Origin of the sequence: Mycoplasma sp. 480 (genome assembly GCF_051353065.1) — a bacterium.
Classification (GTDB): domain Bacteria; phylum Bacillota_I; class Bacilli_A; order Mycoplasmatales; family Metamycoplasmataceae; genus Mesomycoplasma_A.
This window is the reverse complement of the sequence record NZ_CP195722.1, coordinates 518,360-535,310: the sequence shown is the minus strand read 5'-3', so window position 1 is coordinate 535,310 and position 16,951 is coordinate 518,360. Positions and strand designations below refer to the sequence as shown.

Sequence of the window (16,951 nt, the reverse complement as noted above, 5' to 3'; positions counted from 1 at the left end):
AAAATCGGGATTTTTGGCGGATTTTGCTGAAATAAAATAGATAGGAAAATGTATTTGTTAAAGCAATTAACAATAAATCATTAGTGAAGATGACATTTTAATTAATAAAACCCCCCGAACATTTTGATTAATAATTTACAAATTTGCAAAAATTTTATAAATTTATTAAAACAGAAATAAAATGTCACCCCCCATTCCCAATATAAAATGTCACTTTTTGTTTATGTGGTTAAATTGATATAATAAAAATAAAAAAAGGAATGCAACCATTATGACAAAATGAGAAATTAAAAGACAAGAAATTTTAAAGGCAATTTCTTCAAGCAAAAAACTTACAAATAAACAAATAGCTTTGAAATTTAAAATGTCTGAAAGACAGATTATAAGAATAAAACAACAAATGGGAAAAAATGAAAATATTGAATCTATTTTTCAACACAAAAATAAAGGACATAATCGTAATCAAAAATTTAAAAATGAAATATTTGTTGATTTTATTTTTAAATATCAAAAAGTTCAAGAAGAAATAATAAATAAAAAATCTGTAAGCTTAGGAATACCAATTAAAACTTTTATTGAACTTTTTAAATACAATAAAAAGGATTATCCTTGTTATGAAACTATAAGAAGCAAACTGATTGAAAATGGTTTTGTAACTATGTATTCACACAGAAAAACTAAAAGAAAAATAGATAAGAAAATACATTCCATCAAAAAGGCAGTGAAAAAATCACAATTCCTGCTAGTGTTTTTTAAATTTATAAATAAACAATTAAAAGATGAAAAAAGCAACAGAAAATTGTTGCTTAAAGAATCTTTAAAATTTGGTGAAATTGTTGAAATTGATGCTTGTTATGAGTATTTTTTACCTGATGATGATCAAAAAATTTTTGTTTATAATGCTATAGATGCAAGTACTGGTTGTCTTTTAGCTACTCATTTTGATAGACAAGAAACAAACCAAGGTTATATGAAACTCTTGGAAAGGGTTTTTGCTAAATATGGAAAACCACAACAAATTTTTTCTGACAAAAGAAAAACCTTTTATGGAACCCAAGATTCCGAAACAAATTTAACCAAAGAAATGGAAAAAAGGGGCATAAAAGTAATTTCTAGTAGTGTTCCTACTCATAAACCAAATGTGGAAAGATCCTTTAGAAACATTCAACAATATTTTCCAGTGCTCTTTTTAGAATATGATCTTAAAACAATAGATGATTTAAATATCAATTCTGATTTAATTATAAATTCTTATAATAAAAAATACAAAAAAATAATTAATAAAGAAAATGTTTTTGCTCCTGCAAAGCCAGAAGAAATCAAAATTTATCTTCCTATAAACAGAAAATTTATTGCTAAATGTTTTAGACATAATTATAAATTTTATACTTTAGCAGATATAACTGAAGAAAGAACAATCCATTTAAATAATGATCAATTTATTTTATGCTTAGATAGCAACCTTGATTTAAAAATTCAAATCAATGGAGCAATATGAAATGTAGTTGAATTAGATAAAGAATTTAGTGATAAATTAAAAGAGCAATATGAAATTACCTATTATGAAAATAATTTTGTTTTAAAAGCAATCAAAACTACAAAAATAAATGGTCAAAGTTTTTACAGAATGCTTGATGATAAAGTATTTAGAAATCAAAATAATTTAAGTCCTAAAAATATTAAATTAATTAAAGAATATATAGAAACGCAAAAAGAATTTATAAAAAAATTAGATGATTTAATCCCCTCCAACATTTTCTCTAATAATAAATTTTAACCTTACTGGCCTTTGGTTCTTCGGTCTGAGAAAGACGTCTCCCCTTAATTGCAATTAAGGGGCGGGGGTTAAAAAACATCCCTAAAATTTATATATTAATTTTAATTAAATAATTAAATTGATACAATTGATAATTTGTGATATCATTAAATTAACACATATTTATAAAAAGTGACATTTTATATCTGTAATTACACAAATTTGCAAAAATTTTATAAATATTTCAGAAAAGTGCTATAATAATAATGTAAAACAATTTTTCACAACCAAGTTTAATTTAAATAAATTAAGTTAAACAAAAACTCCATTGCCACCTATATAATGGAGTTTTTTTATTTTCAACTTCAAAAAATAATTTTATTTTTTCAAACTTTATTTAAGTATAAATAAAATTATTATCCAGAGTTTTCCAGTTAATAGTAAAAAAGACAAAATCAACCAAAAATGGTTGATTTTATTGTTTTTGTTTTTCTTTATACTATTTTTGATAAAATTCCTTTTATAGCGTATTAATATTTGATATTATCTTTACTTTCATCAGTTTTATAATTTAAAGATTTACTTTAATTATTTTACTTTTAAATTCATTCAAAAACGATTGTTTGAAAATTAAATGCTCCTGTTTATGTCTATCATTCCCAAATATTTAGGATTATTTTCTAATTTTTATTATTACCAAAGATAACTTTTTAAATAATTTTTTAAAAACTTTACAACGGTTGGATATACTAATTATTATAAAAGAAATTTTCATTGTCAAACGGCACTATAATAGAATAACATTTAAAAAGAAAAAATATTTTTTAATACATAGTATCAACTTTTAAAAAAGTATTAAAAAAACCCGTCAATTAAGAATGACGGGACTCCATTTCCACCTATATAATGGAGTTTTTATATTAGGTCGTGAAAAATTAATTTTATTTTTTAAACTTTTACTTAATTATAAATAAAATGATTATTAATAAAATTAATATATTTTCCATGATTCTACTTTGAAATAAAACAATTTCTCACCCCTTTCTGTGACATAAAAACTTAGTCACATTTTAATATTACCACAGAATTTATTTTGTTACGAAAATACGGAAAAAGTTGGGTTTTTTGGTTTATTTTTCCTAAAATCAGTGTTAAAAAATCTTTTTAATTATTTTAAAAAAATAAAAATAATTTATAACTTGTTTACTTAGTTTTACATAGCAAAATTATTTAAAATTTTTATTTTTGATGTTTTTTCAAATATAAAGGAAAAAGCCTTTATATTAGGAAAATTTATGCAATATTTTAGTTTTTTATATAAAAAAATAAATAATTTTCAGAACTTTTAAGGTAAAAATTATGCATCAGTTTCTAAAATTGTTTTTTTTTTTTTTGATTGTAATATAATTTATGAATAAAAACAAAATAAAAAGTATTTTATAAAATATACAAAAAGGAAAATTATGAAACGTTTATTATGCCAATTTAATAGAGACTTTGATAAAAAATTCTCTAAAACTTACCCATGAGTGTTAAAACACCCAAAACTAAAACACGGATTAGCTTTATTTAAAACAAGAAAAGAAGCTATGAACTGATTCTTAGCAGTAGGATATGAAAGTGCAATTTGATTCCAAACAGAAAAAAGAATCTTTGGTGGATTACTAATTATGGACAAAACTGAAGATGGTTTTGAATTTGAATTAAACACTGAAAAATTTGATGGAGATATCAAGTATGAAGAAGCAATGGAAGAATTTTACATCTTCCCGACTTCAAGATTAAGAAATCAAGAACAAGCAGATCAATTTTTAAAAGAAATAGTTGATTACAAAATTCTTGCTGATCACAAAACATACTTCCCAGCAAATGATGATTATATTCCAGAAAGAAAACTTTCAAGCAAAGATAGAGAAATAGAAAGATTAAACAGACAAATGGCAGATCTTGAAGAATTATTTAAAAATTCTAACGGATCTTATGCAAAAGAAATTGCTGTTTTGATGGAAAAATTAAGAGACAGCAATTCTGATAAAGAAGCTTTAAGAAAGGAAATTGAAAACTTAAAGAAAAAAATTCTTGAATCTTTAGATAAAGAACCGGAAAAAGTTATTGTTGAAAAAGAAAAACCTGTTTTTGTAGAAAAAGAAGTAGTTAAGGAAGTTGTTAAAGAAGTTCCAGTATACATTGAAAAAGAAGTAGTTAAGGAAGTTGTTAAAGAAGTTCCAGTATACATTGAAAAAGAAGTGGTAAATGAAGTAGTTAAAGAAGTTTATATTAACGAAGATAAAAAAGAACCAACAAAATACTCTAACTTCTATAATCTAACTCCTTCAAAACAACTTGAAGCATTAGCAGTATATTCACAAAAACTTGAAAAAATCGCTTCTTCTTATGATGAAATAATGATTACATCAACTCAAGACAATAATCAAATCAAAAATGAATTAGATTTAGTATCTAAAGCATTAGAATCATTAGATCAAGCATTTAAAGATGATTATTCACAAAAACTATTACTTTTAGTTAAAAAAGCAACTAAAGAATCAAGTGATAAATTAATGGAAAAAATTAAAGTTTCAGAAGAGTTATTCTACTCAGATGAAAATGCAATTTACTATAAGAAAAATAAATTATCACATGAGTTGTCTTTCATCAATTATGAAAACAAACACATAGGATTTGTGGAAGAAAAGAATTATAAATATGGTGTTATTGAAAACTACAGTTTAAATAAATCACATTTCTTAGTATTTAAAAACAACGTAGTACAAAAAGTAGAAAAATCAGATCAAACTTCTGCTTTAACAAGTGGTTGAACAAGAAGATCTATTTGAACAACAATTATTTACTGAATCGCATACATAATTTTATTTGTAGTAGTAATTGTTCTTGCAGTTCAAAGATAATATATAACCTATATTTATTTACTCTAATATTAATAAAAGCAATATAAATATAGTATTAAGCACTTAATTAGTAAGTGCAAAAAGTAAAAATATAAAATAAATATTAATTATTTAAATTATTTGTATTATTAACTAAAATAATGCAATAAAACGAAAGGTAATTATGGCAAAACCAAGTGCGAAAATTGTGTTAGGTGGACTTGCAGCTGCTGCTTTAGTAACATCTGTAGTAACCACTGTAGTAGTTTTTTGAAATAGAAAAAGTAATGAATGAACTTCTGATGAATATGCAAAAGCAAAAGCAGAAGTACAACAATTAATTGATAAAGTTAAAGATCCAAAAGCAAAAAGAGCATTCCAAAATAGATTAAATAAATTAAAAGAATACTCTACTAAAAATATTGACTTATTAAAACAATTAAAACAAGATGTTACAAAAGCTTTAAGTGATCAAAAAAACAACAGAACTACTGAACAAATTTCTAAAGAAGTTGGAAGTAAAATTAATTCTATTTCTGACAAAACCCCAATTAAAAACATTTTAAAAGATGAATATAAAGCAACTGATACAACAAATAAAGGTGCTTTACTTTCATTAGAAGATAAAGTAGATAAAGTTTTAGAAGCACAAGACTTAATTTCTAAAGTTGAAGATGCTGAAGTTAAAAAACAATTATCAGACGATTTTGCAAACGCAAAAACTATTGAAGAAATTGAAGCAATTATTGAAAAAGCAAAACAAGAAGTAGCTGCTAAACAAAATCAATTAGAACAAGCAAAAAAAGAAGCACAACAAGTAATTGATTCATTAGATAATGTTGATAAAAAAGCAGATCTAAACAAAGAATTAAGAGAAGCTACAACTGCAGCTGAAGTTGCTAAAATTTTAGAAAAAGCAAAACAAGAAAAAAATAAAGAAGTAAATTCTGATTTAACTTCCGATAAAGCAGAAGCATCTAAATTAAACGATTCTGTTAAAGATCAAAGTAAAAAAGATGAATTTGCTAAACAAATAGCAAATGCTACTTCTAAAGAAGAATTAGATCAAATTAAAGCTAAAATTGAAGAAACAATCAAAGCCGAATCAGGTGATGATGTTTTAGTTAATGCTAAAAAAGAAGCTTTAAAAGAAAAAGTTGATGAAAACCCTAACCTTTCTGATGACAAAAAAACAGAGTTAAAAACTGCTATCGATAATGCTTCTACTTTAGAAGATACACAAGCAGCTGAAACAACTGTAAATAAAGAAATTGAATCAGCAAATAAAAAAGCTGATTTAGCAAAAGAAATCGAAAAAATTTCCGATCCTGCTAAAAAAGAAGAATTAAAAAATAAATTAAATGAAATCCAAGGATCATCAGATGATTCTAAATTAGCAGAAGTTGAAAAAGAAATTGCTGATCAAATTTCTGATGCAAGATCAAAAGCAGAAGAAGCAATTTCTAAACTAGATGGTTTATCTGAATCAGAAAAAGAAACCATTTTAAACAATTTAGATAAAGCAAACTCAACCGAAGATTTTGCAAATGTTGCTAACCAAGCAAATAACCGTTTTGAAGAAGAAAAAGCAGCAGCTAAAGAACTTGTTGACAAAATTTCCGATCCTGCTAAAAAAGCAGAATTAGAAAAACAATTAGAAGAAGCAAGCAATGTTTTTGATCTTAAAGATGTAGCAACAGAAGCAAAATTAGCTGACAAAAAGGCAGAACTTTTAGCTGAAGTTGAAAATTTAAGCGATGCAACTAAAAAACAAGAATTAAAAGATAAAATCACTAATGCAGATAGTGACGTATCTTTAGCAGTGCTTGAAAAAGAAATTGCACTTGAAAAAGCAAAAGAAGCAGAAGCAAATGATCTAGATAAAGCTAAATTAGATGCACAAGCAGAAATTGACAAAATTCAAGACCCAGCGTTAAAAGAAGAGTTAACTAAAGAAAAAGATTCAGCTCTTACTACTGAAGATTTAAATACAGTTATTTCTAAATCAAAAGAAGCTCAAAAATCTGAATTAGAAGAATTAAAAACAGCAACTGAAAACGCAATTAACAAAGTTACCGATCCTTATGAAAAAGAAAAACTTCTTCATAACTTAAATAACGCTTCTAATAAAGAAAATGCAACTGATGAATTACTTGTTATTAAAGAACAAGCAGAAAAACAAGCAAACAACGAGTTAGCTAAAGCAAAAGAAGCAGCACAAGCTGAAATCAATAAAGTAACTGATGAAGCTAAAAAAGCAGAATTAAACAAAGAATTAGAAGCTGCTACAAGCATTGATGCAGTTAATGAAGTAAAAGCAAAAGCACAAGCAGAAGTTGCAAAACAAACTTCTGATTCCAAAGACTTGGCAGCTCACGAAATTAGCAAAGTTACTGATCCTGCTAAACAAGCAGAATTAAACAATGAACTTGCAAATGCTTCTACACCAGAAGAAGTACAAACAGTTGTTAATAAAGCTAAAGAAGCACAAAACGCTCAAATCGAAGCAGCAAAAGCAGCAGCAAAAGCTGCAATTGATGCATTAGATCCAACTAAATCACAATCATCCATTGATGCTTTAAATACAGAATTAGCAGCAGCTACTACTTTAGAGCAAGCAAATGCTATTAAAGCAAAAGCAGAACTTGCAAAACAAAAAGAAAGTGTAACTGACCCTGTTGAAGCTTCTAAATTAGATGCACAAGCTGAAATTGCTAAAGTAACTAATAGTGAAACTACAAAAGAACTTAACGATAAATTAGCAGCAGCAACAACACAAGATCAAGTACAACAAGTTATCGACCAGGCAAAAGCAGAACAAGTAAAAGAACTTGCAGTTGCAAAAACACAAGCAAATGCTGAAATTGCAAAAGTAACTAATCCAGAAGTTAAAGAAGCATTAAACAATGAATTAAGTGCTGCTACTTCAACTGCTGAAGTTAATGCAATTATCCAAAGAGCAAAAGAAGCACAACAAAGAGAATTAGCTGGTCTAAAAGCAGAAGCATTAGCAGAAATCAACAAATTACCACAAAGTGATTTAAAAGATCAACTTAAAGATAATTTAGAAGCTGCTACAACTCCTGAAGCAATTAATGCACTAAAACAAGATGCAATTGATGAATTAACAAGAGCAAAAGCAAAAGCACAAGAAGCAGCATTATACGAAATTAACAAAATTGTAGATCCTACAACAAAAGATGCTCTTAAAAAAGAATTAGAAGCAGCTTCTTCACTAAGTGCAATCAATGATGTAAAACGAAAAGCAATGGATGCAAACGCTTTAGAATTAGCAAAAGCTAAATCAAAAGCACAAGCAGCAATTGATGAATTAGATCCACTTAAATCAAGAGAGTTAATTGACCAATTAACTAAAGATTTAAACTTATCTTCTTCAATTAGCGGGGCAAACGAAGTAGAAGCAAAAGCTAAATTAGCAAAAGCACAAGAAGCAGCCACTGATGAATTAGCAGCTAAAAAATTAGAAGCAGAAGCAGAAATTAACAAATTAGGTGATCAAGCAACTAAAGATGAACTAAATGCTCTAAAAGATGCAGCTGATACTTTAGACAAAATTCAAGAAGTAATTAATAAAGCAAAAGATAAACAATTTGAAGATTTATCTAAAGCAAGAGAAGCAGCTTCTTACGAAGTAGAAAAACTTACAAACCCAGAAGTTAAAGATGCTTTAAACAACGAATTAAGTGCAGCTAAAAGTCTAGAAGATCTTAACGCTATTAAAGAAAGAGCAAAAGAAGCACAAGCAACTGAATTAGCAAACGCTAAAGAAAGTGCAAAACTTGAAATTGCTAAAGTAAGTGATCCTGAAACTAAAGCTGAATTAACAACTCAATTAGAAAACGCAAATAACATTAGTGTTGTTAAAGATATTGAAGCAAAAGCAAAAGAAAACAATAATTCACAAGCAGTTGAAAATAAAAAAGCTGAAGCATCTTATGAAATCGATAAATTAAGCGATCCTGCTACAAAAGAAGCATTAAATAAAGAACTAGAAAATGCTAAAACAGCAGAACAAGTAGAAGCAATCAAAGCAAAAGCACAAGCAGAGCAAACAAAAGAATTGGAAAAAGCTAAAGAAAAAGCAAGAGAAGAAATTAAAAAATTAGATTCTACAACTTCTTCAGAAGCAATTACTAATTTAACAAACGAACTCAACAACGCTACTACTCCTGCTGCAGTTGAAGAAATCATTGCAAAAGCTCAAACTGAAAAAGCAAAAGAAGAAGCATCTACACCTTTAGATAAAGCAAAAGTAGAAGCAAACGCTCAAGCAGATAAACTACAAGATGCAACTAAAAAAGATGCTTATAAACAACAAATTGAAGCAGCTACAACAGAAGAAGCGGTTAATGCAATTAAAGCTCAAATAGAAACAGATTTAGCAATTGAATTAACAAATGCTAAAGAAAGTGCAAAAGCTGAATCAAAATATGTTTCACCATCTTCAGTTCAAGATAAATTTAACGCTGAAATTGAAGCAGCTACATCAGTTGCACAAGTAAAAGCAATTAGAGACAGAATTAAAGAGCACTTAAGAGAAAATGCTCAAAAATTAATCGATACTTTATCTGATTCAAACAAAGATAAAGCAGCGTTAAACAACGAATTAGCAGCAGCAAATGAACCTTATGAAATTGCTTCAATTTACAACAAAGCATATGAATCCAAACTATATGAAGTAACTAATGCTAAACCACTTGCTTCTTACGAAATTGAAAAATTAACCAATCCAGAAACTAAAGAGAAGTTTAATGCTGAATTAAATTCTGCAACTACTCTTGCAGAAGTAGAAGCAATTAAAGAAAGAGCAAAAGAAGCACAAGCAACTGAATTAGCAAACGCTAAAGAAATAGCAAAACACGAAATTAGCAAAATAACTGATCCAACTACAAAAGCAACATTAGAAGAAGAACTTGCAGCGACAACTAATGTAGTTGCAGCAAATGAAGTTGCTCAAAAAGCTAAAACAGCACAAGCACAAGAAGCAACATCTACACCTTTAGATAAAGCAAAAGTAGAAACAAATGCCAAGGCAGATCAAATTCTTGATGAAACTAAAAAAACAGAGTTTAAAGATAAAATAAGCAGTGCTACAACCCCTGAAGAAATCAATGCAATTAAAGAAGAAATTGCAAATGATTTATCAGCACAATTAGCAGATCAAAAAGCAAAAGCAAATGATTCTAACTCTAAACTTTCAGATCAAGAAATTAAAGATAAATTTGCAGACGAAATTAATAATGCTACTACAACTGCTCAAGTAGAAGCAATTAGAGATAGAATTACTAAAGCTCTAAAAGCAGAAGCAGAAGCAGCAGTTAATTCAATTGATGACAAAGATCCACAAAAAGACAAATTAAAAGAAAAATTAGCAAGTGCTACTACCGAAGAAGAAATTGCTAAAGTTAAAGAACTTGCAAAATCACTAAAAGAAGCAGCTTTATTACTTGATAAACTTACTTCAAACGATGAAAAATCTAAATTTAATAACGAACTTGCAGCAGCAACTACACCAGAAGAAGTTAAAGCAATCATTGAAAAAATAAAAGAAGCAATTGCAAATCAAGGTAGTGCTGATCAAGTACAATTAGCTAAAGAAAAAGCAAAAGCAGAGATAGCAAAAATTCTTAGTGAAAACGATAAACAAACACTAACAAATGAATTAGCAAACGCTTCTTCTTTAAGTGAAGTTAATGCAATTATTGAAAAAGCAAAAGCAAAACAACAAGAAGAATTAAGCGAACAAAAAACTCAAGCAAACATTCAAGCAAACAACATTAAAGATGATACTGTTAAAGCAAATCTTAAAACTAAAGTTGATGCAGCAACAACTCTTGAAGAGTTAAATGCAGCTAAAAAAGAAATTAGCGATCAATTAGCTAAAGAACTTGCAGCAGCAAAAGCAGCAACCAAAGCAGAAATTGCTAAATTAGCAAGCGAAGACAAAAAAGCAGAATTAACAAGAGAACTAGAAAGTGCTCAAACAGTTGATGCAGCAAATGATGTTAAAGCAAAAGCAATTTCTGAAAAAGAAAAAGAACAATACAACAATGAACTAGATAGAAAGAAAGTTGATGCACGTGCTGAAATTGCTAAATTAACTAAAGAAGAAAATATTAATGCTTTAAATACTAAATTAGCAGATGCTGATACAGTAGAAAAAGTAGAAGCAGTAATTACACGAGCAAGAACTAAACAACAAGAAGAGTTAACTCAAACCAAAAATGATGTTAAAGCTGAAATTGAAAGATTGCTTGTTGATCCTAAAAAAACAGAACTAATGAATAAAGTAGATGGTGCAGATATTGATACAGTAGCAAAAGCACTTGCTGTTAAATCAGAAGCAACTGAATACTTTAATTCAGAAAAAAGAGAAGCAGGTCAATTAGTTGCTAAATTAGAAGGATTAGCAAATAAATCAGACTTTGATACTAAACTCCAAAATGCAGATACTCAAGCAGCACTAAAAACTTTAGAGCAAAAAGCAAGAGAAGCATTTACAAATGAGCAAAACAGAGTTAAAGGTTTAATTAACGATGGTACTATTACTAACGATGCTGTAAAACAAAGCTTAATACAAGAAGTTGATAATGCAGCTACTGTAAGTGCTATTAAAGCAGTTGAACCAAAAATTACAGAACAAAAAGATCTACAAAGAAAAAGAAATGCTGCATTAGATGTAGTTAATAAGTTAAAAGATCCTACAGAATTAGCTAGAAAAATTAATGCTTCAAGTGATGCAACTGTTATTGCTGCTAAACAACAAGAAGCAGAACGTATTCTTGATGATGCAAAAACAGATGCAACTAAAGCAGTAACTAAACTAACAAGTGATAAACAAGATGAACAATCAATTAAATCTGGTCATGATTCAGAACTTGTTGCAGGAAGAACTCAAGCAGAATATGAAGCAACTAAAGAAGCTGCTCAAAGAGAATTTAATACTAAAAAAGAAGCAGCAAAAGGTGAAATTGATAACCTTAACCTTTCTACTGCTCAAAAAACACACTACAAAAACCAAATTGAAACCGCTTCAACTCAAGATGACAGTGATTTTTCAACCTTCAATACTATTGTTGCAGAAGCTAAAGCATTAGAAACAAAAGTAAGAGATGCAAAAACATATGTATCAAACTTAAAAGCAGCTGAATCTTACAAAACCAAAATTGATGCAGCAACTAGTGCTGCTGCAGTTGATGCGGTTAGAGCTGATGCACATAGAGTTCTTGAAGAATCAAGAGCAAATGCAGTAAATGCAGTAAATACCTTACAAGGATTAGATGAAGGTGGAAACGAAACTTATGCAAACTACCAAGGACGTTTAACACAAGCTGGAGATAATCAAGATAGATTAGATGCTTTAGGTATAGCAGCAACAGCAAAATTCACACAAATTAGAGACGATGTTGAATATTCTATAAATAATATGGCTAATTCACCACAAAAAGAACAAATTACTAATGAGTGAAAAGCACTTAAAGCATCATGACAAAGTGATGTAACTAAGCAAACAGTTGCAGAAATTAATAAAATTAAAACTAAAGTTGAAAATGCTAATGCACGTCAAAGTGCTATAAATGCTGCAAGAACAGAAATTAATAAACTAAAAGCTGGGGATGAAAAAACTGGATTATTAGATGTTATTGACAATTCAAGTTCAACTTTATATCAAATTAATCAAGCGAAAACAGATGCACAACATTCACTTTCAATTTCAGTAGATAATGCAACAAGTGCTGTTGATAAGTTAGAAGGACATGCTGATCACAATGCTTTAAATACTAGACTTAACAATAATAGAAACAGTCAAACAGAATTAGAAAACATCATAACAGAAGCAAATACTAAATTTGATGCTAAGAAAAAAGAAGTTTCAGATATTCTTAAACAACTTTCTGATTCTAACCCTAAAAAAGCAGAAATTAATGGTAAATTAAACAACGCTAGTTTAATTACTAATGTAACTAAAATAGAAGAGTTAAAAAGACAAGCGCAAGAAGCCTTAACTGATGAATCTAATATTGAAAGTGCTAAAGCAGCAGCATTAGAAAATGTTAAAAAATTAAGTAATACTCCTGAAGTACAGGGAGAAACTTCAAAAAGACAAGAAATTACTAATGCAATTAACGCAGCTACATCTGTTGATGATGTACAAACTCAAGAAAGAGCAATTATTGAATACTTAAAACAAAAAAGAGAAGCAGCTACTAGAGAAGTAGAAAAATTAGCACAAGCAGATTGACCAGCATTAACAACTGAAATTAATGATGCTAGAGATCATAAAGCAGAAGCTAATGAAACTGATAGTGAAGAAGATAAACTTAGAACAGTTGTTAATAAAGTAAAAGATAAAATAGTAGCAGCCAAAAGACCAGTACAAGAAGTAATTACTAATATTACTGATACTACTAAAAAAGCTGATTTACAAACTCAATTAAATAATGCTGGTACGATTGCTGATATTGAAGCAGTAAAAACCAAAGCAAATGATGCTAAAGCATTACAAGATGCAAGAAAAACAGCAGATCCTATTATTAATAGACTTGAAGATTCTAAAAAAAGAGAGTTGAAAAATGCAATAGATGCTTCAAATGCAACAGCAACAATTGTTCAACAAAAACAACAAGAAGCAGAACGTATTTTAGAAACTGCTAGATTAGCCGCTGAAAAAGCAGTAAACAAACTAACTGGTGATGATTCCGTAAAAGGAACCTTTAATGGACAATTTGATGCAGATAGAAAAGAAGCAGAATACGAAACAACTAAAAATAAGGCAACTGAAAAATTTGAAGAAAAACAAAATACAGCTAAAACTAGAGTTGATGGTTTAACTCATTTAACTCCAACACAAAAAACAGAATATAAAAATCAAATTGATGCAACTTTAACAACTGAAAATGCAGATATTAATTCAATTAATAGAATTGTTGGTAATGCAGAAGTTAAAAACAGAGAAGCAGAAGAATTAGCAAGCGCTAAAGCATCAGCTCTTGTAGTAGCTAATAACTTAAAACCACAAAATGAAGGTGGTACAAGAGAACAGGTTGTAAAATATATTGAAGCAGCTACAAAAGTTTCAGAAGTAAATACATTAAAACAAAATGCACAAACTTTAATTGACAATTCTAGAAAAGCAGCAAAAACTAAAGTCCTTAAACTAAGGGGGTTGGATGAAGGTAATGATCAAACTTATGATAGATACAATACCAAATTAACAGAAGCTGGTAATAATCAACTAAAACTAGATAGACTTAAAGATGAAGCTGAACATAAATTTAACACTGTAGCAAGTGTTACTGAAGGTAAAATTAATGGATTACCAGATGGTGAAGACAAAAACAATTTAGTAAGAAAATGACAACAAATGTTAAATGGACCTGCTGATGATAAAACAATTACTAAGGTAAAAGAAATTGATGCTGAAGTAACAGCAGTAATTAACAAAATCGACAGAGAAAGAGAACTTCCTTCACTTAAACAATATATAGATATGTTACTAGATGGAAATGCTATTAAAAATAATGCCAACGAATTCTATAATAATGCAATTAAACCTAATTCAACTGCAACAGGAAAAGATGTTAGAGATGTTAAAGGTCAAATAACTAATGAATTAGAAAGATTAAATAGAGAAGCTCAAACATATATAACTAATAAATTAGCTGGTGATACTAGTGGAACAAAAGAAACTTTAATTGCAGAACTTAATGGACATGTATTAAGTCAAGCTGATATTAAAGCTAAAAAAGCAAGAGCAGATGAAATATTTAATACCAAAAAAGAAGAAGTATTAGTATTTGCTGAAAAATTAAGCGAACAAAACAAACAAAATACTATTGATAAAGTAAATGGTACTTCTGATGGATCAGTACAACCAGCAGCAAGCATTGAAAGATTGGAACAAATTTTAGCTCAAGCAAAAACATTAAAACAAGAAGAAGATGAAACTAAAATACAACCTGCTTATAATGCTGCTAATAATTTTATTAAGAAAATAAAAATGAGTCTTCAAGATAGTAAAGGAAATTTTGATTATACATATTATAATAAAGGTGTTGCATTAGAACAAAGACTAAAAAGAGCAAAAAGTGAGCAAAATCTCGAAGAATTACAACATATTAAAGAAGATGCAGAAAAAATATGAAATCCTATTAAAGATGAAGTAATTGCTCAAGCTTTAAATATTCAAAATTCTATTAAAAGAGAGGAAAGAATTAATCAAATTAATAATGCATATAATATTAGTGAATTGACACAACAAATTAATTATACTAAAAATGATGTAACAAATGAAAACAAGCAATATGCTGCTTTAAGACAACCAGCAAGAGATGCAATTGCTAAACTTAATGGAGATGAAGCAGATAAAGATAGATTAACAAAACTATTAGATTCAACAATTGATAGTAGTGAAATAGAAAGAATTAAAAATGAAGCAGAAAAAATCTTTAATGATAAATTAATTGCTGTTAAAGCAAAAATTACTAATAAAAATGATTATAGTCAAGATCAAAAAACTGCTAAATATAATGAATTAAATAGTAAAACAGATATTGAAGGAATAATAAGTGTTGAAAAAGCAGTTGATTCATATAATCCAACAAACATATCCTTTAACAAACCAAAAACAAGCAATTATAGACAGAATGTATACTCAAGGAATAACTCCACCAAGCGGTTCTTCTTCTTCTTCTTCTTCTGTAATATCTTATGCTTTACGTCCACAAGAAATTGAAACTTATATCAATAGAGTTAAAGAAGCTTCAACAATTGAAGAAGCTAATGCTATTGAACTTGAATATGCACTTAATTCAGTATTTGATACAAGAAGACTTACACATCTTAAAAATAAAGTTACAAGCGATATTAATGCTAAATTAAGTAGTAATCAAGTTGATAATTGACGTAGTTATTGAAGAACAGATATTTTACCAGCACCATCTATTAATGAACTTGGTAAAAAATATGTTAACTATAGACAAAATAATAATATAGGTAAACCAGGAAATCAATCAAGTGAAGAGTTTAGAAAAGATTTATTAAGAGATTGACATAAATGAGCCCAAGAACCTGCAATTGAATGAGCAAAAGGACTTGTTAAACAATCTACTAATATGACAATAGAAAGAAAATACACTGCACTCAATGAATTAAGTCAAGTAACATCATTATTTGACTTCACAGATTGATTGAGTAAAAATCATCCTTATGACAATATTATCCCTAATTCACTTCCACAAAATACAAATATTAGATTCTACGATGGACAAAACTATACTGAACTTAAATAGTATTCTAAAACACAGGAATTTCCTGTGTTTTTATATTCAATTTTATTTAAAATAAAGTCCTGGAACCAATGAATTTAAGGGCAAATTTTAGCTTTTATTTAATATTGTTATTTTTGCTTATTTTAATTAACTTTGACTAAAAATTTATTGCTTTTGTGCTATGATTATTATATATAGAAAAATATGTAAGGATGGGAGTTTGTGAAGAAAAAATTAGTATTTATTACAGAAAAAGAAAATGAAAATTTTAATGATTTTCTCTTAAAATTTAAAAATGATTCAGTTAGTTATGAAAATGAAAAGTTTTATTTAGTAAACGATAATCAAGAAGAAATTTTCTTTGAAAATATTGTTTTGGATTTTAATGATTTTGATGACCAAGATTATCTTTTAGAGATAATAAAAAATGTAATCAACAATACCTTTAAAACAGTTAATGCTTTATTTATTCAAGAAAGTGAAGATGATTATTCATATGTAAATAATAACGATACTTTCGAAGATATTTTTGAAAGAAAAATAGGAATAATGTCATATGAAATAAATGATATTTTTGATTTCTTTACTATTAGTTTTATTTCTGTATTAGAGAAACATAAATTAAGAAATGGTAATAAAAGATTTTGTTTTAATTTTTTAATTAATTTATTAGAATTTTTTGGTTTCTATTTTAAAAATAGTAAAAAAAATAATAAAATTTTTGAAAATCACAAAGATAAAGAAGAAGAAATTTTTTGTTTTGTAACAAGGTTATCAAATAGAACTTATGAAGATTTAATGTTAAATTCAGAAGATGAAGAATTTAAACAAGATAATTATAAAAATCAAATATATAAAAATTGTTTCAATTTCATAAAAGAAAATGACAAAGATATTGATTATAGAGATAGAAAAGAAAAAGTTAAAAAAGAAATAAAAGAATGAATAATAAAAAATACTATTATTTTAATTTAAAAGTAGTATAATATAATAATAAAAATAGAGAGTAGGTAAAA

The 16,951-nt window shown here is 27.6% G+C and carries 5 protein-coding genes; all 5 read left to right on the top strand.

Annotated elements, in window-relative coordinates; all coding sequences use genetic code 4:
* Positions 1-271: 271 nt before the first annotated feature.
* The 5 genes from ACR34G_RS02350 to ACR34G_RS02330 all read left to right on the top strand — a co-directional run bounded on the left by ACR34G_RS02350 (position 272) and on the right by ACR34G_RS02330 (position 16,910).
* Entirely contained in the window at positions 272-1,777 is a 1,506-nt protein-coding gene (locus ACR34G_RS02350; RefSeq protein ID WP_436358360.1) for a hypothetical protein, read from the top strand.
* A gap of 1,442 nt (positions 1,778-3,219) precedes the next feature.
* A complete protein-coding gene (locus tag ACR34G_RS02345) occupies positions 3,220-4,665 on the top strand; it encodes an MAG3090 family protein (RefSeq protein ID WP_436358359.1) in 1,446 nt (481 codons plus the stop codon).
* A gap of 163 nt (positions 4,666-4,828) precedes the next feature.
* Positions 4,829-15,415, top strand: a complete 10,587-nt coding sequence (locus ACR34G_RS02340; RefSeq protein ID WP_436358358.1) for a hypothetical protein — start codon at positions 4,829-4,831, stop codon at positions 15,413-15,415.
* Positions 15,312-15,956, top strand: coding sequence for a hypothetical protein (locus ACR34G_RS02335; protein ID WP_436358357.1), 645 nt, complete (start codon positions 15,312-15,314; stop codon positions 15,954-15,956). The genes ACR34G_RS02340 and ACR34G_RS02335 overlap by 104 nt, the downstream gene beginning before the upstream one ends.
* 201 nt (positions 15,957-16,157) lie before the next feature.
* Entirely contained in the window at positions 16,158-16,910 is a 753-nt protein-coding gene (locus ACR34G_RS02330; RefSeq protein ID WP_436358356.1) for a type II toxin-antitoxin system death-on-curing family toxin, read from the top strand.
* The last annotated feature ends 41 nt before the right edge of the window (positions 16,911-16,951 follow it).